The 18,598-nt window shown below is 60.0% G+C and carries 21 protein-coding genes; 11 read left to right on the top strand and 10 right to left on the bottom strand.

What is annotated here, in order from left to right; genetic code table 11:
* Window positions 1–87 precede the first annotated feature (87 nt).
* Both DYI22_RS03450 and DYI22_RS03445 read left to right on the top strand, forming a co-directional pair.
* Entirely contained in the window at window positions 88–516 is a 429-nt protein-coding gene (locus DYI22_RS03450; RefSeq protein ID WP_213476643.1) for an SRPBCC family protein, read from the top strand.
* 182 nt (window positions 517–698) lie between these two features.
* Complete coding sequence (locus DYI22_RS03445; protein ID WP_213476642.1) at window positions 699–1,067, top strand: hypothetical protein; 369 nt, start codon at window positions 699–701, stop codon at window positions 1,065–1,067.
* A gap of 58 nt (window positions 1,068–1,125) precedes the next feature.
* Here the strand turns inward: DYI22_RS03445 and DYI22_RS03440 are convergent, their stop codons facing one another.
* On the bottom strand, window positions 1,126–1,635 hold the full coding sequence (locus tag DYI22_RS03440; RefSeq protein WP_213476641.1) for a hypothetical protein: 510 nt from the start codon (window positions 1,633–1,635) through the stop codon (window positions 1,126–1,128).
* A gap of 172 nt (window positions 1,636–1,807) precedes the next feature.
* Between DYI22_RS03440 and DYI22_RS03435 the strand changes: the two genes are divergently transcribed.
* Window positions 1,808–2,530 (top strand): YebC/PmpR family DNA-binding transcriptional regulator, encoded by a 723-nt coding sequence (locus DYI22_RS03435; protein WP_213476640.1) that lies wholly within the window; start codon window positions 1,808–1,810, stop codon window positions 2,528–2,530.
* 68 nt (window positions 2,531–2,598) lie between these two features.
* Here the strand turns inward: DYI22_RS03435 and DYI22_RS03430 are convergent, their stop codons facing one another.
* Entirely contained in the window at window positions 2,599–3,096 is a 498-nt protein-coding gene (locus tag DYI22_RS03430) for a CAP domain-containing protein (RefSeq protein ID WP_323132863.1), read from the bottom strand.
* A 358-nt stretch (window positions 3,097–3,454) separates the two neighbouring features.
* On the opposite strand from DYI22_RS03430, the gene DYI22_RS03425 reads away from it, so the two are divergent.
* On the top strand, window positions 3,455–4,195 hold the full coding sequence (locus DYI22_RS03425; protein ID WP_213476638.1) for a glutamine amidotransferase: 741 nt from the start codon (window positions 3,455–3,457) through the stop codon (window positions 4,193–4,195).
* A gap of 3 nt (window positions 4,196–4,198) precedes the next feature.
* Here DYI22_RS03425 and DYI22_RS03420 read toward each other — a convergent pair whose 3' ends face one another.
* Genes DYI22_RS03420 through DYI22_RS03410 form a run of 3 tightly spaced genes read right to left on the bottom strand, consistent with a single transcriptional unit; the run spans window position 4,199 to window position 6,993 of the window.
* The gene (locus tag DYI22_RS03420; RefSeq protein WP_213476637.1) at window positions 4,199–4,549 is read right to left on the bottom strand and encodes an FHA domain-containing protein; all 351 of its coding nucleotides are present in this window, start codon (window positions 4,547–4,549) and stop codon (window positions 4,199–4,201) included.
* Window positions 4,550–4,576: 27 nt separating this feature from the next.
* A complete protein-coding gene (locus DYI22_RS03415) occupies window positions 4,577–5,335 on the bottom strand; it encodes a Stp1/IreP family PP2C-type Ser/Thr phosphatase (protein WP_213476636.1) in 759 nt (252 codons plus the stop codon).
* Window positions 5,332–6,993, bottom strand: a complete 1,662-nt coding sequence (locus tag DYI22_RS03410) for a serine/threonine-protein kinase (RefSeq protein ID WP_213476635.1) — start codon at window positions 6,991–6,993, stop codon at window positions 5,332–5,334. The genes DYI22_RS03415 and DYI22_RS03410 overlap by 4 nt, the downstream gene beginning before the upstream one ends.
* Window positions 6,994–7,199: 206 nt before the next feature.
* On the opposite strand from DYI22_RS03410, the gene DYI22_RS03405 reads away from it, so the two are divergent.
* From DYI22_RS03405 to DYI22_RS03395, 3 genes are all read left to right on the top strand, one after another.
* Window positions 7,200–8,654: a phospholipase D-like domain-containing protein gene (locus DYI22_RS03405; RefSeq protein ID WP_213476634.1), complete on the top strand. Its 1,455-nt coding sequence runs from the start codon at window positions 7,200–7,202 to the stop codon at window positions 8,652–8,654.
* Window positions 8,655–8,835: 181 nt separating this feature from the next.
* A complete protein-coding gene (locus tag DYI22_RS03400) occupies window positions 8,836–9,237 on the top strand; it encodes a PA2779 family protein (RefSeq protein WP_213476633.1) in 402 nt (133 codons plus the stop codon).
* A 30-nt stretch (window positions 9,238–9,267) separates the two neighbouring features.
* Window positions 9,268–10,269 carry a PA2778 family cysteine peptidase gene (locus DYI22_RS03395; protein ID WP_213476632.1) on the top strand — a complete coding sequence of 334 codons (1,002 nt, stop codon included), beginning with the start codon at window positions 9,268–9,270 and terminating at the stop codon, window positions 10,267–10,269.
* A 7-nt stretch (window positions 10,270–10,276) separates the two neighbouring features.
* Here the strand turns inward: DYI22_RS03395 and DYI22_RS03390 are convergent, their stop codons facing one another.
* Entirely contained in the window at window positions 10,277–10,945 is a 669-nt protein-coding gene (locus DYI22_RS03390) for a class I SAM-dependent methyltransferase (RefSeq protein WP_323132861.1), read from the bottom strand.
* A 126-nt stretch (window positions 10,946–11,071) separates the two neighbouring features.
* On the opposite strand from DYI22_RS03390, the gene DYI22_RS03385 reads away from it, so the two are divergent.
* The 4 genes from DYI22_RS03385 to DYI22_RS03370 all read left to right on the top strand — a co-directional run bounded on the left by DYI22_RS03385 (window position 11,072) and on the right by DYI22_RS03370 (window position 15,679).
* Window positions 11,072–12,094 carry an AraC family transcriptional regulator gene (locus DYI22_RS03385; RefSeq protein ID WP_213476631.1) on the top strand — a complete coding sequence of 341 codons (1,023 nt, stop codon included), beginning with the start codon at window positions 11,072–11,074 and terminating at the stop codon, window positions 12,092–12,094.
* Window positions 12,095–12,353: 259 nt separating this feature from the next.
* Window positions 12,354–14,165: a choice-of-anchor D domain-containing protein gene (locus tag DYI22_RS03380; RefSeq protein WP_213476630.1), complete on the top strand. Its 1,812-nt coding sequence runs from the start codon at window positions 12,354–12,356 to the stop codon at window positions 14,163–14,165.
* Between the two features lie 91 nt (window positions 14,166–14,256).
* Window positions 14,257–15,081, top strand: coding sequence for a DUF6160 family protein (locus tag DYI22_RS03375; RefSeq protein ID WP_213476629.1), 825 nt, complete (start codon window positions 14,257–14,259; stop codon window positions 15,079–15,081).
* 109 nt (window positions 15,082–15,190) lie between these two features.
* Entirely contained in the window at window positions 15,191–15,679 is a 489-nt protein-coding gene (locus tag DYI22_RS03370) for a gamma-glutamylcyclotransferase family protein (RefSeq protein WP_213476628.1), read from the top strand.
* On the opposite strand, the gene DYI22_RS03365 is transcribed toward DYI22_RS03370, so the two are convergent.
* The 4 genes from DYI22_RS03365 to arfB form a co-directional block, all read right to left on the bottom strand.
* Window positions 15,676–16,662 (bottom strand): CobW family GTP-binding protein, encoded by a 987-nt coding sequence (locus DYI22_RS03365; RefSeq protein ID WP_213476627.1) that lies wholly within the window; start codon window positions 16,660–16,662, stop codon window positions 15,676–15,678. The two genes, DYI22_RS03370 and DYI22_RS03365, sit on opposite strands and share 4 nt — an antisense overlap.
* A gap of 72 nt (window positions 16,663–16,734) precedes the next feature.
* Window positions 16,735–17,532: an ABC transporter permease gene (locus tag DYI22_RS03360; RefSeq protein WP_213476626.1), complete on the bottom strand. Its 798-nt coding sequence runs from the start codon at window positions 17,530–17,532 to the stop codon at window positions 16,735–16,737.
* Window positions 17,519–18,142, bottom strand: coding sequence for an ABC transporter ATP-binding protein (locus DYI22_RS03355; protein ID WP_213476625.1), 624 nt, complete (start codon window positions 18,140–18,142; stop codon window positions 17,519–17,521). Before DYI22_RS03355 ends, DYI22_RS03360 begins: the two co-directional genes overlap by 14 nt.
* 35 nt (window positions 18,143–18,177) lie before the next feature.
* Window positions 18,178–18,591, bottom strand: a complete 414-nt coding sequence (arfB, locus tag DYI22_RS03350; RefSeq protein ID WP_213476624.1) for an alternative ribosome rescue aminoacyl-tRNA hydrolase ArfB — start codon at window positions 18,589–18,591, stop codon at window positions 18,178–18,180.
* Window positions 18,592–18,598: the final 7 nt, after the last annotated feature.

Below are 18,598 nucleotides of genomic sequence, written 5' to 3'. Positions count from 1 at the left end.
CTTTCGTTGCACTGGCCGTGACGTTACTCTGGTCAGTGCGGACCGCATTCCGGATACCGGATTCACCAACACCACAAGAGCAACAACATGGCCACGTACACCATAGAAATTGACCAGACCTTCAACGTACCACGGAGCCGGGTCTTCGCCCTGTTCGCCGACCACGGACGCTTCGGCAAGCTGCTCGGCGCGCCGGTGAAGCGTATCCGTGACAGCGATCAGGCAGCCCCCAATGGCCTGGGGTCCATCCGCAGAATCGGCATCGGCCCCATCGGCCTGGAGGAGACCATCGTCGCCTTCGAACCGGACAGCCTGATCGAGTACACCATCACCAGCATGAGTCCGATTCGTAACCACCTGGGGCGCATCCGTTTCGACGAGGTTGGCGAAGGCAAAACCCGCTTGAATTACACAATCACCTTCGACGACGTCGTGCCGTTAACCGGCAAGGTGGTCAAAGCGGCGCTGGAGCAGGGCATCCGCAAGGGCATCCAGCGGGTACCGAAACTGGCCTGAACCGGCGGCCGTAGGTAGATTCCCCATTGTCATATCAGGCCTGCGATTAGCCCTGCGCTGTTCTTTGTGCACCGACTATGTGTACAGTTGTACACACAATAGAGCGCGGTCAGGATGACCCGTAACAAAAAGCAGCCGCAGGGTTTTGTTTTTGTTTCTTTCTCTCTAAAGGAGGCTCTGATATGAGCATCAATGCGAATCGCTTGATTGGTCTGACCCAGGAACGGGCAATGGAAGAAAAAACCGGCGTCGCTGACCTGCACATTGGCTGGCAGCGGGAATACGAGCAGCAGCAACAGAAGGACCCGTCAGGGCACACTCACCGGGCACCGGTGGTCACCTGGACCCGCAAGGGCGTCGCCTATCAGTTTGTCCCGCGGCTTGAATTCCGGGTCAACGTCACCGAAACACCCTGGATTCGCCGGGTGCTGGGCCTGACCGACGACCCCCGGTTTCTGGTGGACAGCGAGGCGCTTGCGGGGGCCATCGAGGCCGAGCTGACTACCCGGGGCGTTACCAGCATCGGCTCAGATGCCAGGGCGATGGCCTGAACCGGGCTAACAGAAAGAACAGGAAGAACAGCGGCAGCCCGCCGCTGTTCTCTGCCGTTTACTGATGAACGCCGCCGGGAGGGTTGGCACGGGGCATACCATCGCCCGTTCTCTGGCTGTTGATGTCAGGGCCGACGTCCTCGTCACTGCCAAGGCTTCCATTCAGCACCGACTGCCCCTCAGAGCCCATACCCTTGCGGCCCGACATGTCTCCCCGCTGCTCATCAGCGCCCGACAGATCGCTCACGGTGTCCGGATCAAGACCCTGAGCCCGGGCGCGATCAACCATGCGCTGGTGGTGCTGGTCGCGAAAGGCCTGGCGATCCTCCGCTGAGTCCAGCGCATTCATCCGATGACGATACTGTTGACGCTCCTCCGGCGTCATCAGATGGTAGCCCACCATGGGGCGTCCGTCCTGATCATGCATCCGGGACTGATCATGCTCACCCATCTGAGACTGCATCTGCCCGGATTTCGGATTCGGCTGGCCTTGCTGGGCGAGCGCCGCTCCAGCAGTCGTGGCAAGCGAAACAGCGAGGGATAAAGCAAGTAACGATCCCGTTTTCATATTGAAAGCTCCCTGATTTTGTCGGCAGTTCGTTAAAGCATACGCCCGGACAATGCCGACAAAACGCTCATGGATCAATTTTCATCAACAAATAACCGCCAATAAAGCCTGTAACCCGGACGCTTTGTTCAGTAAAATCCGGCCCTTTGAGAACGATTGAAGAGGCATCGCAATGGGCAGAGCCTATCAGAACCGTAAAGAATCCATGGCCAAAACGGCTGCGGCAAAGACCAAGGTATACAGCAAGTACGGCCGCGAGATTTACATGGCTGCCAAATCCGGTGGTACCGACCCGGACGGCAACCTCTCCCTCCGTGGCCTGATCGAGCGCGCCAAGAAAGACCAGGTGCCCTCTCACGTCATCGAGAAGGCCATCGACAAGGCGAAGGGTGGCGCCGGCGAAGATTACTCCCCGGCCCGCTATGAGGGCTACGGGCCAGGCAACTGCATGGTGATCGTGGACTGCCTGACCGACAACCCGAACCGCACCTTCGGAGATGTCCGTCTGGCCTTCACCAAAACCAAATGCAAAATCGGTACGCCCGGCGCCGTTGCCCACATGTTCGACCACTGCGCCATATTCGCGTTCAAGGGCGACGACGAGGAATCCGTGCTCGAAGCTCTGATGGACGCCGATGTGGACGTCACGGACATCGAGAATGAAAACGGGCTGATCACCGTGTTCACGCCCAATACCGAATACGCGAAGACCAGGCAGGCGCTGGTCGATACGTTTGAAGGCATTGATTTCGAGGTGGACGAGATCCAGTTCCTGCCCAAGACGTCGACGCCGGTGGAAGGGGATGATATCCCGATGTTCGAGAAGTTTCTCGACATGCTCAACGAACTGGACGACGTTCAGAACGTGTTCCACAACGCCGAACTGCCCGAATAAGGCAATCGCTTCAACAAAAAAGCCCCGGCGCTCGCGAGAACGTCGGGGCTTTTTTGTGGCCGCCAGTTTTACTGGGGCGTGGCAAACACCTGAGTCCAGTAATTGGCATAGTCGGCGTTGGTGGCATCGACCCGGTAAACCGCAAACTCAGTAAACCGCGGATCCATGATGTTCCGACAGTGGCCCGGGCTTTCGAGCCATGCCGCCATCACTGTCTCAACGTCATCGTATCCCCCCGCGATGTTCTCGCCCACGACCGACCAGTTGTATGCCGTTGCGGTGACGCGGGCGCCGACTCTCAGGCCATCGGAACCGATGTGGCTAAAGAAGTTGTGGGTGGCCATATCGTTGCTGTGCGAAACCGCAGCACCTTCAATGGGGCAGTTATAGCTCAGCGGTTGCGCCGCGGCGAATGCCTCCGCGCCACAGCTACGCGCGGTTGCCCTGGCCGCGTTAACGCGCTCAAGCATGGCTGCCTGATACCGGTCCACCTCACATCCGCCAATAACCACAGTGTCATTATCGGCAGGTTTGGCCGTCGACGCGGATTCGGAACTGTCAGCCACAGCCGAGGAGCGACCACTATCAGTGCCACTGGCAGAGCTACTGCTGCCACCCCCTCCCCCGCCGCAACCGGCCAGCAACAGGGCAGAGATGGCAAGAGCTGATAACGTCAAATATCTGTTCATAATTCACCGAATTAGGCGCCAATTTAGCGACTATTGTACGGTGAAAAATGCCGGCCATGTGTGACAAATGCACTGAAACTACAAGACATTACAAAGACTTACCGCAGCGACATACTCGCTCTCACGGCGCTTACACATGGCACTTTCGGACAAGTGCCCGCGCGCGAACCGGTGTTGCGCTCCGGTGTTGTCCAGTATGATTGTGCATTTCTGCGCCAAGCGAGGAGCCGCGAGTATGAGCAGTACCCCTGAAACACCCCGGATACCGAAGCTGATCATTCTCAAGACAGGTTCCACCTATCCGTCCATCAAAGCCCGCTTCGGAGACTTTGATCGCTGGTTTGTCCGCGGCCTCGGTGACGAGCTGAACATCACCGTGGTGAACGTTGCCGCCGGGGAATCCCCGGGGCATCCGGAACAGTGGGATGGCATTGTGGTAACCGGGTCGCCCGCCATGGTGACCGACCGGGCTGAGTGGAGTGAGCGCACCGGCACCTGGTTAGCCCAGGCGGTGGAGCAGCAGATTCCAGTGCTTGGCGTCTGCTACGGCCACCAGCTGTTGGCCCATGCCCTGGGTGGGGAAGTGGGATATCACCCCAACGGTCGCGAAAGTGGCACTTTTACCGTGGAGCGCCTCGAAACTGCGGAAGGCGACCCGTTGCTGGGTCATCTGCCCCAGAGCTTCAAGGCCCAGCTAACTCACCGGCAATCCGTGCTGCGACTTCCCTCGTCGGCCACTCTGCTGGCACGCAACGATTTCGAGCCGCATCAGGCGTTCCGGGTTGGCCAGTGCGCCTGGGGCGTGCAATTCCACCCGGAATTCACCGATGACGTTATGGCTGCCTACCTCGACGTACAGGCGCCCGACCTGGAAAAAGAGCAACTGGACGTTAATGCCCTGCAGGCTGGCGTGACCGCCGCGCCGGAGGCGGGTAGCCTGCTCAGGCGTTTCGCGGAACTGGTCCGCCAGAGCTGACGGCTAGTCGAGGATGTAGGCGGTCTTTTCCAGCGCGTTTTCATCCTCGTCGATAAAACGAAACTCGTTCCAGCCCACCCGCACCATGTCCTGGCTGTTGAGACGCTGGCGACCGTCAATGCGGATCTCATTGACGAAAGTACCGTTGGTGCTGTCACGGTCGGTGATGAAGTAATCCACGGTACCGTCCAGGTAAGCATTGGGGACAGCCTCGATAACAGCGTGATAGCCGCTGACCGAGATTTCATCAATGCGGAGGTCGTTGTCGGCCTTGCGACCAATGCGTATTTCAGGCTGGGTGAGTTCAAACGTATTCACCACCACGTTATCAACCAGCTGCGAAAGCGATGCCATATCCGGCTCCTCGACTAAAACAGGTTTTTAAAACAAAGCCATGATCACCACCGACACGTTGTCCGCGGCCTGTCGGTCCAGGCTCGCGTCTATCAGTGCCTCGGCTGCGCTCTCCATGCACGGGGTGCTTGCCAGAACCGCCTGCCATTGATCGTCCGGCACAGCGTTGGTCAGCCCATCGCTGCACAGCAACAAGCGGTCGCCCTTGCCCAGTGCCACCGAGCAGTGGCTGGTTTCCACCCTTTCCGTCGCTCCGAGCGCCTTGGTCAGTACATTCCGGAAAGGTACGTTGAGAACATCCGCGGCGGTGATGCTGCCATCTTCCAGCATGTTCTGAACCACCGTGTCATCACGGGTCAGACACACCGCATCGTCATCACGGAGCAGGTAGCACCGGGAATCTCCGACGTGCGCAATGTAGGCATAGCCGTCGATCACCCAGGCCATCACCAGGGTGGTGCCCATCTTGTCGAGGGCGGCATTATCGCCGCGTCCGGCAACAATGCGGGCATTGGCCTGAGAGATGGCGTTCTGCAACACGGCCTGAACGACCTCTTCGTCCGACTGCCCCCACGCGGGTTCGTCAAGGCGCGGAACCATCGCCTCCAGCACCGACTCCACCGCCAGGCTGCTGGCGACCTCGCCCCCCTGATACCCCCCCATGCCATCGGCAACCAGCAGTAACGCCTGGCGGCCATCATCGCTCACGCGCCAGGCCACCACATCCTGGTTAGAGCGGCGTACGGCCCCGACGTCGGTGAGGCCGGAAATATCGTAGCGGGTCACGACACGCCCTCCCCAACTTCCCGCAGCGCCAGCCTGCGCACGGCTTCGGCCATAGTGCCGGCGCTGGTGAAACGCTTGTCCGGCTCGCGCTGAATTGCCTTGTTGATCAACCGCACAACACCGTTGGGCAGATCAGGGCTGAATTCCCGCACACTGCGCGGACGCTTGTTGAGAATCTGGTAGGTCAGATTGGCGAGGGTGTCGCCCTGATAGGGTGTTTCGCCGCTGACCAGACGATACAGCGTCACACCGAGACTGTAGATATCCGAGGCACCCGTCACCTTCTGCCCTTTCAACTGCTCGGGCGACATATACAGGGGGCTGCCCATCACGCTGCCGGTTCGGGTGCGTGAATCGTCAGCGATCTTGGCGATACCGAAATCGGTAATCTTCACCTCACCGCTGTCGGGATTAAAGATAATGTTGCCGGGCTTGATATCCCGGTGGACGATCTTCTGTCTATGGGCATACTCCAGCGCCTCGGCCACCTGAGCCACGATATCCAACACCGTGGGCAGCGGCAGCAACCGCCCGGCGCGGCCAAATTCGCTCAATGGACGGCCCCGCGCATAATCCATGGCAATGTAAGCCAGGTCGGCTTCCTCGCCCACGTCATACACGGTCACAATAGCGGGATGATTCAGTCGCCCCGCGGCTTCCGCCTCCCGGAAAAACCGCGCTTTGAGATCCTCCAGTTCCGTGTCTTCGAACGCCTGATAACTGAGGGTCTTGATGGCGACCGTGCGGGCAATGCGGGGATCCTGCCCGAGATACACCACGCCCATGGCACCACGGCCGATCTCCCGCTCCACTTCGTATCGGCCGAGGGTCGGACGGCTGACCGCGCTCTCGGGCATGACCAGGGTGCGGGTACTGTCGAATTGGCCCGCGCCGCTGCCACCGCCTCCAACCTGCAGGCTATCCAGCGCTGCCAGACGCTCCCTTGCATCCCGGAACGCCTTGCGGTGCTGCAGTATGCCCCTGTACGACTCTGCGGCCTTGTCGTAATGCCGTTTGCGTTCCTGCTGCAGCGCAATCTCGTACTGCAGTTCCAGCCGTTCCGCCGAGAGCGGACAGCCCTCCAGCGCCGTCAGCGCCTCATCGGTATTGCCCTGCTGAAGCAGGACAGTGCCCAGCCGGACGCGGGCCGCCCGGACATTGTCCGTCAGTGCCCGCAGTTCCCGGTGAGGCTGCAGCCAGAAAAGCATGATCACAAATCCGCCCAGCAGGAGCAGAACCACTTCGCCCAGCGGCAGCCAGGCACTGCGGTAAAACATGAACGCGGCCTGCATCACCACCAGGGTGCCGGCAATCAGCAGCGTTACCGGAAGCGCCACGGCAGCACCCATGGCCGGAACGGCCAGCACCAGATACAGCGCCGCAGCCATTAAGCCCGCGCGCACCGCCAGCGCTGTCCAGTGAGGCTCCACCAGACCCCGCTGCGCCAGGGCAAGATCGAAAGCTTCGGGTCGCAGATCCTGCATCAGGCCCAAATCCGTGGCGGGTGAGTTGCCAAGCAAGCCAAACAGCACCCGATCGGCCCAGCCAAGCAACGGCAGATGATCGCCCGCCACGGCGAATGTCAGGGCCAGCAACACCAACAACACACGGAGACTGAAACAGCGGGAACCTAGGTAAGCAATTGCGTTCACGGGCATTATTTTCGTAACTGATTGATCCACCAAGTGTAGAAACACCGCACGGCCCGCGATAGAGGCCAAAGGGCAGTTTTTTGTAAGTGTTTGTTTACCTGGGACCGGCATCACGCGCCACGGAGCCCGCGCCTGCGACGGGAGAAAGACGAACAGCCGCCCGGTGCAGTATAGTCGGCGGGGATTTGACTCAGCAGCCAGGAAGCCTGCCCATGACAGTGAAGTTTGTGATTGCCGCCTTGATCCTGCTTGTGGCCGGAACCGGCCTTTATCACGTATGGAAACCGTTGCCCGAGGGCATCGGCTATCGAGGCTCTGAAGTACCGCTCAGGGATGCAAGGCTGCTGACGGACGTCACAGTGCACAACGGTGATGGCAGCACCCGGCTTGATCACGCTATTTTCGATGAAGTTCTTCGCCAGATCGCCAACGCCGAGCGCTTTATTCTGGTGGACATGTTCCTGTTCAACGACAGCAAGCCCGAAGGCGCCACCGGTTACCGCCCCCTGGCCCGGCAGCTCACCGAGGCATTGATTCAGCGCCGGCAGACGGTTCCGGACATACGCATCGTCGTCATCTCCGACCCCATCAACACTTTCTACGGAGGTACCCGCTCACCCTGGTTCGAGGCTTTGAAAGAGGCCGGTATAACGGTGGTGGAAACCAATCTGAGCAAGCTGCGGGACAGCAACCCTACCTGGTCCGCACTATGGCGGGTTTGCTGCCGTTGGCTCGGCAATTCAGCGGATTCCGGCTGGCTGCCGAACGCCCTGCAAGGCAACCCGGTAACCCTCCGAAGCTACCTTGCGCTTCCCAACTTCAAAGCCAATCACCGCAAACTGCTGGTGAGCGATGCCGGCGATGACATTCGCGGACTGGTCACCTCTGCCAACCCCCACGACGGCAGCAGCCGCCACAGCAACATCGGCCTGAGTTTCAGCGGCCTGGCGGTGGCGGACCTGCTCGAAAGTGAGCAGGCGGTGCTCGCGCTGTCCGGAGCTGGCCTGCCCTACCTCGACGGCATCATTGCCGAGATCCGCCGCGAGGCTGCTAACGGTGCCATGCCAGCGCCGGCGGGAACCATTCAGGTGGTCACGGAAGCGGCCATTCTGGCAAGCGCACTGGGCATTATCGAGTCCGCCAGCAGCGGCGACCGCATTGATCTGGCTGTCTTCTATCTGTCTCACCGCCGGATTGTCCGGGCGCTGGTCGACGCCCACAACCGCGGCGCGCTCATCCGCATGCTGCTGGATGCCAACAACGATGCCTTTGGCCGGGACAAGAACGGCATCCCCAACCGTCAGGTTGCCATGGAACTCAACGGCGCCGGCATTCCGGTGCGCTGGTGTAACACCCGTGGCGAACAATGTCACAGCAAACTACTGATCAGGCAAAGCAGCGCGGGCGCTGCAGACGTCCTGCTGGGCTCGGCCAATTTCACCCGCCGCAATCTGGACAACCTGAACCTGGAAACCAACGTGCACTTGCGGACGTCGGCGGTTTCGGTCGTGGCGCGCCAGGCGATCGATTTTTTCGAGACACACTGGCAACAGGGCCCCGGCTCCGTTCCGGTCATGAGTCTTCCCTATGAGGCCTGGGCAGACGAATCCCGACTCAAGTACTGGCAATACCGCCTGATGGAGGCCAGCGGAATGTCCACGTTCTGATCCCATACCTGAATGGGGGAGGCAGCTTGCTGAACAAATGGTAACGCAGGCGGCAGTCCCCGACGCCACTGCGTCCAGGCCAGATCAGCTAAGTGCCTGTATACTCAATAAGTTGCCTTCAAAGAGCGAACTGCTCTATCTTAGAAAGCGGTCAATAACCAAAAAAGAACAGGAGTTAGGGATGCAGACAATTCGCAAAAACCTGAGACATGTGTCGTTCTTTCTCGCCATCCTCATGGCCATGACCACCGTTTGGTCCTCCGCTGCGACTGCGGACGTGATTGGCACCGGAGAACTGCTGACGGAACAACGCGCCGACATTGACCGCGAATCGCTTCTCAATATGCTTGAGCAGCAAGAGGTCAAAGACAAACTGGCGGACATGGGCGTAAGTCAGGACGTGGTTGAGGAACGCATCCAGAACCTGACGCCGGCGGAGCTGGCAGAATTCGAACAGCAGCTGGCACAGGCCGAAGTCGGCGAAGGTGTCGTTGGCATCATCGTGCTGTTCCTGCTGGTCTTCATCATCACGGACATGCTCTGTGCGACCAACATCTTCCCCTTCATCAACTGTATTCGCTGAGCCCACGGCTAGCTTTAACGCCGAAAACCTGTGAATACTCAGCAACGCTCCAACCTGTCCAGAGCCGTTATCAGCCTTGTGCTGATGGCGGTTCTGGCCGGCTGCGCAAGCCGGCCCCAGTGGCCGGAAGAGTCGGTGAACGGCAGTCAGGCTGATATCCATCGGCGCCTCGTGCTGGATTCCGTACCTTTCTACCCTCAGGAAGAATACCAGTGCGGCCCGGCGTCGCTGGCCATGATGCTTAACACCCGGGGATTCAATACCGACCCTGACGTGCTCAGGGAACTGGTCTACTTGCCCGGTCGCGAAGGCAGCCTGCGAGTGGAACTGGTGGCCGGCGCCCGCAGCCACGGCGTTCTGGTTTATGAGCTCGATGGCACGCTGACCGCGCTGTTGTCGGAAGTGGCCGCCGGCAACCCCGTGCTGGTGATGCAGAACCTGGGTTTAAGCTGGTGGCCACAATGGCATTTTGCGGTGGTGATCGGCTTTGATCAGGCACAGCGAAACATCATTCTTCATACGGACACCCGTGAACGCCACGAAGAAAGTCTGGAAGTGTTCATGGCCACCTGGAACCGCGCCGACAACTGGGCTGCGATCATGGTCAAACCCGACCAGCTACCCGCAACGGCGGAAGCCATCAACTACCTGATGGCGGCGAACGACCTGGAAAGCACCGGGCGCACCCTCACCGCCATGACGGCCTATCAGACCGCGGAAGCCGCCTGGCCCGGGCAACCAGCCGCCATCCTGGGCCAGGGCAATATTGCCTATGGTCGCTCTGACTGGGACGAGGCCGTGACCCATTACCGGAGACTGACGGAACGCTTCCCAGCGCTGGCACCGGGTTGGCACAATCTGTCCCAGGCTCTCGTCAAGGCGGGCTGCCCCGTTGCAGCCAGCGAGGCCGCCTCCTGTGCTGCCGAGCTCGCTCCGGAGCGTTTCGAGCCAGTTGCCGAGAAAACGCCCGTCGGATCTGCGCAGACAAACAACCAGTGCCCGCCCGTCCAGTGCCCGCAATCGCCTCAGTGATACCCGCTCAGAGCTTGCGAAACAACGCGACATCTTTCGCCGGCACTTCCAGATCCCAGCCATACGCTGACGCCAGCCAGGCCAACGTGGTTTCCCGGTAGAACACCACGTGGGTCGGATCCCGACGGTAATGCCAGTTGGCAAACCGGCTGTCGTCGGTCTGGAAACACGTCATCACCGCCAGCCAGCCACCGGGTTTCAGCAGCCTGTCCAACTGTCGGAAAACGTCTGCCGGGCGATGCAGGTGCTCCACTACTTCGGTGCAGGTCACAAAGTCGTAACGGCGCGCCAGGGTTGCCTGGTCGGGATGGAAAAACGGATCGTAGAGACTGACGTGCATCCCGGAATCTTCCAACATAGCGGCCAGCGCCGGCCCCGGGCCACAACCGAAATCCAGCCCGTACGAACCCGCCTCAAGACGACGCAACAGGGGCGCGGTCACTTTCGACAGAAAGCGACGGTAGCCCGGATCATCCGGATGATTGTCATGCAGGGCGTAGACGTCACGCTCCTGCGCCTCCGTCAGCCAGTGCCGGGAATCCATAACCGTGGCCTCACACAGAGAACACCGGTGGTACACCGTACCCCGCACTTCCTGAAAAAACTGCAGCAGGCCGGACTGACAGACCGGGCATAGCAGTGATTGACCCTCAGCAGGATCTGACGATGCCGTCACGAACACTCCCAACACCTGAACAAAGTTTCATTGTCATATCCGGCCAACGCCCATGAACCGTGACCGAGTCAAAAATCCAACGCTCGGGCAGCTGTCTATACTGGCCCCTTTTTCAGGGACAGATCCATGGAAACCTCCAGTCCGATTGCGCTTGAAGTTCCCATCATGTCGGCGCGCTACGCACGCCGCTTCGTCCGTTTCATGGAAGCCAAGGGCGTCAAGCGTCAGGCTGTTCTACAGGACACCGACATCTCCGAGGAGCAGCTTGGCCACCCTGATACCAGTTTATCCATGAAACAGGTCATGGACCTGTTGGGAAAGGCCGAGTGGCTGATGGGAGACGAACGCGCTGCGTTCCAGTTTGGCCAGCAACTGGATCTGCCCGCCCACGGCCTGCTGGGCTTCGCGGTACTTGGCCAGGAGAACCCGCGGCGCCTGATCGGCATGATTGTACAGTACCTGCGGGTGGGATTGCCGTTGATGGATATGGAACTCAGCTCCACCGGATCCACCTTCCGTATCCGCCTGATAGACACCTGGGGACTGGGACAGCTGCGCCCCTGCCTGACCAAAATTTACATGGGTAGCATCCAGCGCATATCCGCACAGGTATGCAGCCACTTCAGCATTCATTTCGACTTTTCGTCACAGCTCGGGGCGGAGCAGTGGGATCTGCTGGCCGAGCATTGCGACTTCCAGTTCGATGCCCCCTGCTGTGAAATCATTATGCCCCTGTCCGGTTCTCCCATTCGCAGCGATGACTCTGGCCTCGAATTTCTGCTTGCCCGCAGCCGTATCCAGCACCGACCAGACAAGGAGCATCAGGATGAAACGGTGATGCAGGTCCGGGAGATGATCATGAGCCAGCCCGGGCGACCCTGCACTACCGAAAACATCGCCCGACGCCTCGACATCAGCCCACGTTCATTGCGCCAGCACCTGTCGTCTGCCGGCACCTCGTTCCGGCAACTGCGAAACCGCATTCGCGAACACTTTGCAACGCTGTACCTGACCGACACCAGCGTGCCACTGGAATCCATCGCCGAAAAACTCGGCTTCAGTGATCAGGCGGCGTTTACCCGGGCCTACCGGGCCTGGACCGGCCAGACCCCTGGCGATGTTCGCCGACAAAGCCGCACCTCCGAATAATACACCGCCTGCGGTGACACACCTGGTTTGAAGAACGTCACGAAATCAGAATTCTTTACAGCGGATTTCCGCTTTGAACAAAAACCTTGCCGCTGACGGCAATGACCCACTTGCTCCATCCCCTGCCAAATAGAGTCCACCCGCACTCTCTTAACCCGTGTGGGCCAGGGACTTTTTTGCAAGACCGATACAGCAGTCCTCATCGGTGTTTTCTGCAACCCACAACAACAATGCCTTAAGTCATACAGAGGACGAACTCATGAAACTCAGGAAGCTTGATACAACAGTCCGCAGGCTCGGCCCGGCGATCGCCGCTGCCGCGTTGATGGCGGGCGGCAGCCAGGCCATGGCGGCACCCGTATCCCTCGAACTGGAATTCACCTGCCCGTTTCCCCTGATCGGCGACCAGCCCATTCGTGCCGAGATCAGTGCAGACATTCCAACCCAGCAAACCGTCGGTGACCCGACGCCAGAATTCACCATCGAGGCCCTGACCGTGGTCAACGAGGATTCCCGCACCGGCCTCAAGCTGGTGGGTTCGGAAACCATTGAGGGCACGGCAACCAACCAGACCATAGTGATCACGCCCAACCGCGAGATCGACCTGACGGTGCCACTGACCATTCCACCCTCCCCCATTCCCTCGGTCGCAGGCGAATTCACTGTGCCCGCCGAAGGGGTTTCGCCGGCCATCACCTTCAACAACGACGATGTGGGGGAAGCCCTGATCACCGTCGGTGGACTGACACTCGACATGATTGCGCGCACCGCCAATGGCGACATCGCCCCCGCACCGATCGGCCAGTTCACCTCGGACTGTACCCAGAACCCGGGTCAGAACAACGTGCTGCAAGCCATTCAGGTGATTGAAGACGAGGTCGAAACCCCACGCATCAGCGTGAACCGGGAAGAGATTGCCTTCGGTAATGTGCAAGCCGGTCTCACCGAAGAGCAGACCGTGACGATTGCCAATACCGGTAACGCCGCACTCGGCATCAACAACATTTCCCTGAGCGGCCCAGACAGTAGTGCCTTCCTGCAAACCAGTAGCTGTACCACGCTGGCGCCGGAACAAAGTTGCGACGTGACCGTCACCTACGTACCCAGCGGTGAAGGTGAGCAGAGTGCGACACTGACCATTGAATCCAGTGACGCCGACAACCCGCAGGTTGACGTGGCCCTGAGCGGCCGCAGTGTACTGGCACCGGTACCGGAAATCGCCGTCAGTGCCGAGAACGTCGACCTTGGCACCGTCTTGATTGGCGAATCCGCCACCGAGCAGGTGGTCATCAGCAATGCTGGCAACCAGTCGCTGCTGATCAGCGGCATCACCCTGGCCGGCGATGAATTGAGTGAGTTCCAGCAGACCAACGATTGCACCACGGTTGCCCCCGAGCAGAGCTGCACCGTCGAGCTGAGCTTCACCGCAGCCGCAGAAGGCAGCCGCACCGCCGAGCTGACGATCCGGTCAGACGATCCGGAGCGTCCGGAGATCACCGTTGCACTCAGTGCCAGCGGAGACAGTGGCGCCAGCGACGTACTGGAACTGCTGCTTGGCTTAAAGGGGTCCACGTACATCAAGTCCTCTGACAGCACCCTGCCGTTGAATGGCAGCATTGCCACCCTGCTGGAGCTGTCCAGCGGCACCTTCGAGGCAGATTTGCAGGTGGAGCCCACTAGCGGGCAATTCGAGATCAAACTGTTGTTCAGCCGTCTCAAGGCCAACGCCGATGTTGAGTTCGAGCAGGCGGAGCCCACCACCGGCACACTGATCAACGGCCGCTTGACCGCCAACTCCCGCCTGTACGTGAAAGTGCCGAAAGTGGAACTGAAACTGTTTGGCCTGCCGATTCGCGTGGGTGGCGGCGCCGACTGCCGCACGATTGAACCGGTCAACATCCAGCTGACCTCTCCCGATGGCACCAACTTCTCGCCGGCAACCGGCGGTACCGTCAGCGGCGTGTATGACCTGCCTCCGCTTGAGAAGTGCGGCCTGCTGACCGATGTACTCAACCAGTTCCTCACCGGCTCCGGCAACACCATTGACCTGTCACTGACCCCGGAGCAGTAAGGAAGCAACGGAGACAATGACGTTCTCCAGGCCAGCCGGACGCGGTACCAGCCGGCTGGCCACCTTACAAAAACAGTAAAGGACGATAACAATGAAAAGCCTGAAGAAGACGACACTGGCATTGGCCATCGCGACACTACCGCTGGCCGGCTACGCTGACCTCAAACCCCTTGAAGATGCTCACATGGGCAACATCACCGGTCAGGCCGGCGTAACGATTGAGCTGGAAACCCGAGTCACGATGGATGAATTCCGTTATACCGACGAGGGCTCATTGTCCGTAAAGGACATCGAGATCGGCGGCGCCAACCGCACCGACCTGTTCGCCGAATTTGACGACCCGGCCATTCGCCCCTTCCTGTTCGGTGAGACCAGCGATCTGATCGATAACATCAAGATTGACATCGATGTCCTCGATGACGGCGATGCACAGATCAACGTGTTTCCGCTGGTGGCCGCTCCCATTGATTTTGGCATTCGCACGGGAAGCTGGACCCTCGAGGGCCATACCGACAGTACGCTGATCGCGGACAATCTGTCGATTGATGGCGTTTTCACCGAACTGAAAATCAATATCGATACCGAAACCGACGTGCTCAATCTGCAAACCCTGTTTGCCATTGATGATATGGACATGGACATGCCGTTTCTGGCCCTCGGTATCCGCGACCTGCGCCTGACAGGCGCCAATTACGACCCGGCTAACCCACTGATCACCCAGCTTGGCGCCAAGGTCGATATGGACGTCTACAACGGCACCAACGCCGCCGGGGACTCATCGCTGGCCATTGATCTCAATACCTTTGAGGCAGACATGCAGATTGGCCAGGTGCTGGTGGGCGGTACGTCCATCGGTTCGATTGCTCTGGACAACCTCTCTGTTCAGGACACCGCGCTGCGGGTTTACGGCCACTGACCCCGCTGTCTCCGGACTCAGCTCCGGAGACAGCTCCCTCCTTGCCAGAAATGCTCCGGATGGTACCCTACCTTCTCTCAGCCATGACAACCGGAGCAGCTGGCACCTCATGCCCGATCAGCAAATCCCCGTTCGCCCGCGCCGGCGAATCCTGCAGCGCACCCTGGCCGCCATCACAGCGCTGTTCGCCCTGGGCATCGGCTACTTGTGGCTGACCTTTGCCAGCCCCTACGGCTACAACCCTCCAGAGGATCTGCCCATTATTGAGGATGGCACCACCCACTCTGTGTTTGTCTATGGCACCCTCACCCACCCCTGGGTGCGCTGGCTGGTGATGGGACGGGCCGGTGAAGGTGAACCTGCGTGGCTGCCCGGCTTCCGCAGAGAGCATCTGGATATCCGGCCCGCCGACGGAGCGGTCACCGAAGGAGAGATTATCCGGGTCAGTGCGGGTGAACTGCGGTCGCTGGATCGCTATGAAAGGCTCGGCGTACGCTACGAACGCGTGAAGCTCGAGTTGCGGGAGGGCGAAACCGTCTGGGTCTACCGGCTGATGGACCCTGTGCTTCAGGAAATTTCCGAAGAGCTTCAGGATTAATCGACAAGACCGGCGGCTGCCCGCACCTGCCGATCCAGCGCATGCGCATCCAGTGCCTGGGGTGCGATAACCTCGATACGGGAGAGTTCCCTTGCTTCTGTCGCGACCACCGACATGGCTCCGTCGGCAACGTTCACCGCCCGCCAGCCATCCAGGCAATGCACCACCGCCTTGAAACGTGCCAGTGTTTCGTCCATCGCCAGCGCAAGCAGTGCGTTCTCGTCCAGTTTCAGTTCCGGATGAATTTTCCAGCCCACACTGAAATGTCCCTGCCCCTGATTCGTCACCAGTTGCCAGGGCTCCTCCTGGATGTCTGCGCCGGTGTCCGCCGGTGCACGCCGGGCATGGTCATGGTGGGCATGGGGCGCCGTTACCGGCGGCAGACTAGCGTTGCCGTCCAGCCACTGCAGCGACATCTGTCCGAAACTGGTATGAGCAACGGCACGCTTGCCAGGATTCAGTGCTGCCGCCCACCCATCAAAAGCGTCGATCTGCTCCGCCGTGCAGGCATCGGTCTTGTTCGCCACCAGAATGTCACTGGCAGCAACCTGATCGCGAAACTGCACATTGTCGCGCACCCGCGCATCCGCCAGCCGGCGCGGATCCACCAGGCAGATTACCGGGCCAAGATCCAGAACGTCCTGATAGTGCTCACCGGTCAGGGTCTCGATAATCTGCGAAGGGTGCCCCAGCCCGGTCGGCTCAATCAGCAGGCGATCCGGCTTCGCTTTGTGAATCAGCTGATTGAGGCCAATCTGCATCGGCAGGCCAGCCACGCAGCACATGCAGCCTCCGGGAATCTCCCGCACGAAGGCGCCCTCGGTTTCCAGCAGGGCGCCATCAATGCCCACCTCGCCAAATTCGTTAACCAGCACCGCCCAGACTTCCCCCTCAGGACGCTGTTTGAGCAAATCCAGTATTGCCGTGGTTTTGCCCACGCCTAGAAAGCCAAGAATAAGGTTGGTCTTGATGGGTTTGATCATGGGTGGACTCACACAGGTGGGCAGATTTAACTTGTTATACTATAACATCTGGCATTAGCAACCGGAATGGCTTCAGGAACCGGAAAGCCGGTCAAGACGCAGGCGCTCGCGATCATCGAACAGGCGACGGCTGCCCCAGGCCACCGCCATCAAAGCGCCAAAGCCGGTCCCTACGGTGATCGTCAACATAATCAGGATCTGGTACTTGACGGCAACCGAGGGCGGGCTCCCGGCCAGAATCTGACCGGTCATCATTCCCGGCAGACTGACGATACCCGCGGCCGCCATTGCGTTGATGGACGGCATCATACCACCGCGCATGGCGTCCTTGCGGATATCCGCCACCGCCTGGTGCCAGGTCTCCCCCAGCATCAGACGATTCTCGATAACCGCACGCTGGCGCCAGAACGATTCGGTCAACCGATCCAGACTGAGAGCAACACCGGTCATGGTGTTGCCCAGCATCATCCCCAGCAGGGGAATGGCGTATTGCGGCGCATACCAGGGGGCAGGACCAATCACCACGGTCAGCGTCAGCACCGTCACCGTGAACGACGACAGGAACATGGCGCCGGTTCCGATCCCCCACGTCCAGCCCCCGGTCAGGCGACGCTGTTGCCGCGCCATCACTTCCCGGCCCGCCACCAGCAACATGATCAGGGCCATCAGCCCCACCCAGAACAAACCTGCGGAGGCAAACAATGCCTCCAGCACCAGACCAATCAGGGAAAGCTGGACCACCGTGCGCAGGGCGCTGACGAGAAGGCTCCGGGTTATACCCAACCGGGCGAGATGCGAAAAAACCGCCAGCAGCAGAATCATCACGGCAGCCAGCGCCAACTTCCACCACTGCAGGTCAATGACTTCCATCGACCACCTCCACTGCGCTGCCGCGGATGGCAAGGTGGCGATCGCCCACACGGGTGATCTGTTGTCGATCATGGGCCACCCAGATCACCGGCAGCTGGCGCGCCACGATTTCCCTTTGAAGCCAGGCTTCAACGCGCGCTACCGCTTCGCTATCCAGATTGGCGGTCGGTTCATCCAGCAGCAAGGCGGAGGGTTTCCTCGCCACAGCCCGTAGCAGAGCCAGCCGCTGTTTTTCTCCGGAGGAAAGCCGGCTGACCGGCCAGTGCATAACATCACGATCAAGCCCCAACTGATCCAGGCCAGCGTTCAGCGTGGCGGCTGACAGGTCCGTTACGGTGAAATGCTCCCCAACCCGATCCGCCCACCACTGGCTGTCGGCAGGCACCATCATCACCTGCCGCCGCCAGATATGACCTGGCACCGTGGTCTGTTCGGTACCGCCAAGCCAGATGCGGCCGCCGTGGGGCTCCAGATCGGCAACCGCCCTCAACAACCGGCTCTTACCACTGCCAGAGCGGCCGGACAGACACAGGATCTCTGCGCTGGCAATGGTTATGCTCGCGCTTTTCACTGCGCCAACTGACAAATGCTCGAGCCGCAGCTCCGCCATAGCATCATGCCCTTTTGACCTGGGAGAGATCGCGGTCAGATTTTTACCTTGCCCCGCAGCGCCTTGGTTTTGCCCTTCTGGGTTTTACGGTCAACGCGTTTACGCTGGGAAGATTTCGTCGGTCGCGTGGGACGGCGCGCTTTCTGCAGTTTGACCGCCTGCTGAATCAGCTCCCGCAGGCGCTCCAGCGCATCTTCCTTATTGAGCTCCAGAGTCCGGAACGACTGGGCCTTGATGATCACGATGCCATCTTTGCTGATGCGCTGGTCCGACATTGCCATCAGCCGCTCTTTGTAGAATGGCGGCAGGCTGGAGTGAAGAATGTCAAAACGGAGATGCACCGCCGACGCCACCTTGTTCACATTCTGGCCACCGGCACCCTGGGCACGAATCTGGGTGATGTCGATTTCCCAGTCGGCAAGCTCTACTGCATTGGAGATTTTTAGCATAGAACGT

Origin of the sequence: Marinobacter lipolyticus (assembly GCF_018424605.1) — a bacterium.
Classification (GTDB): domain Bacteria; phylum Pseudomonadota; class Gammaproteobacteria; order Pseudomonadales; family Oleiphilaceae; genus Marinobacter; species Marinobacter lipolyticus_B.
This window is presented reverse-complemented; position numbering and strand designations above follow the sequence as displayed.

Excerpts from the sequence above, each read along its gene's own strand:
- DYI22_RS03375 (WP_213476629.1), top strand. The coding sequence starts at position 14,257 with ATGAAAAGCCTGAAGAAGACGACACTGGCATTGGCCATCGCGACACTA.
- DYI22_RS03410 (WP_213476635.1), bottom strand. The coding sequence starts at position 6,993 with ATGCCCGTGAACGCAATTGCTTACCTAGGTTCCCGCTGTTTCAGTCTC.
- DYI22_RS03435 (WP_213476640.1), top strand. The coding sequence starts at position 1,808 with ATGGGCAGAGCCTATCAGAACCGTAAAGAATCCATGGCCAAAACGGCT.
- DYI22_RS03385 (WP_213476631.1), top strand. The coding sequence starts at position 11,072 with ATGGAAACCTCCAGTCCGATTGCGCTTGAAGTTCCCATCATGTCGGCG.
- DYI22_RS03405 (WP_213476634.1), top strand. The coding sequence starts at position 7,200 with ATGACAGTGAAGTTTGTGATTGCCGCCTTGATCCTGCTTGTGGCCGGA.
- DYI22_RS03365 (WP_213476627.1), bottom strand. The coding sequence starts at position 16,662 with ATGATCAAACCCATCAAGACCAACCTTATTCTTGGCTTTCTAGGCGTG.
- DYI22_RS03355 (WP_213476625.1), bottom strand. The coding sequence starts at position 18,142 with ATGGCGGAGCTGCGGCTCGAGCATTTGTCAGTTGGCGCAGTGAAAAGC.
- DYI22_RS03445 (WP_213476642.1), top strand. The coding sequence starts at position 699 with ATGAGCATCAATGCGAATCGCTTGATTGGTCTGACCCAGGAACGGGCA.
- DYI22_RS03425 (WP_213476638.1), top strand. The coding sequence starts at position 3,455 with ATGAGCAGTACCCCTGAAACACCCCGGATACCGAAGCTGATCATTCTC.
- DYI22_RS03440 (WP_213476641.1), bottom strand. The coding sequence starts at position 1,635 with ATGAAAACGGGATCGTTACTTGCTTTATCCCTCGCTGTTTCGCTTGCC.
- DYI22_RS03380 (WP_213476630.1), top strand. The coding sequence starts at position 12,354 with ATGAAACTCAGGAAGCTTGATACAACAGTCCGCAGGCTCGGCCCGGCG.
- DYI22_RS03450 (WP_213476643.1), top strand. The coding sequence starts at position 88 with ATGGCCACGTACACCATAGAAATTGACCAGACCTTCAACGTACCACGG.
- DYI22_RS03370 (WP_213476628.1), top strand. The coding sequence starts at position 15,191 with ATGCCCGATCAGCAAATCCCCGTTCGCCCGCGCCGGCGAATCCTGCAG.
- DYI22_RS03400 (WP_213476633.1), top strand. The coding sequence starts at position 8,836 with ATGCAGACAATTCGCAAAAACCTGAGACATGTGTCGTTCTTTCTCGCC.
- DYI22_RS03360 (WP_213476626.1), bottom strand. The coding sequence starts at position 17,532 with ATGGAAGTCATTGACCTGCAGTGGTGGAAGTTGGCGCTGGCTGCCGTG.
- arfB (WP_213476624.1), bottom strand. The coding sequence starts at position 18,591 with ATGCTAAAAATCTCCAATGCAGTAGAGCTTGCCGACTGGGAAATCGAC.
- DYI22_RS03420 (WP_213476637.1), bottom strand. The coding sequence starts at position 4,549 with ATGGCATCGCTTTCGCAGCTGGTTGATAACGTGGTGGTGAATACGTTT.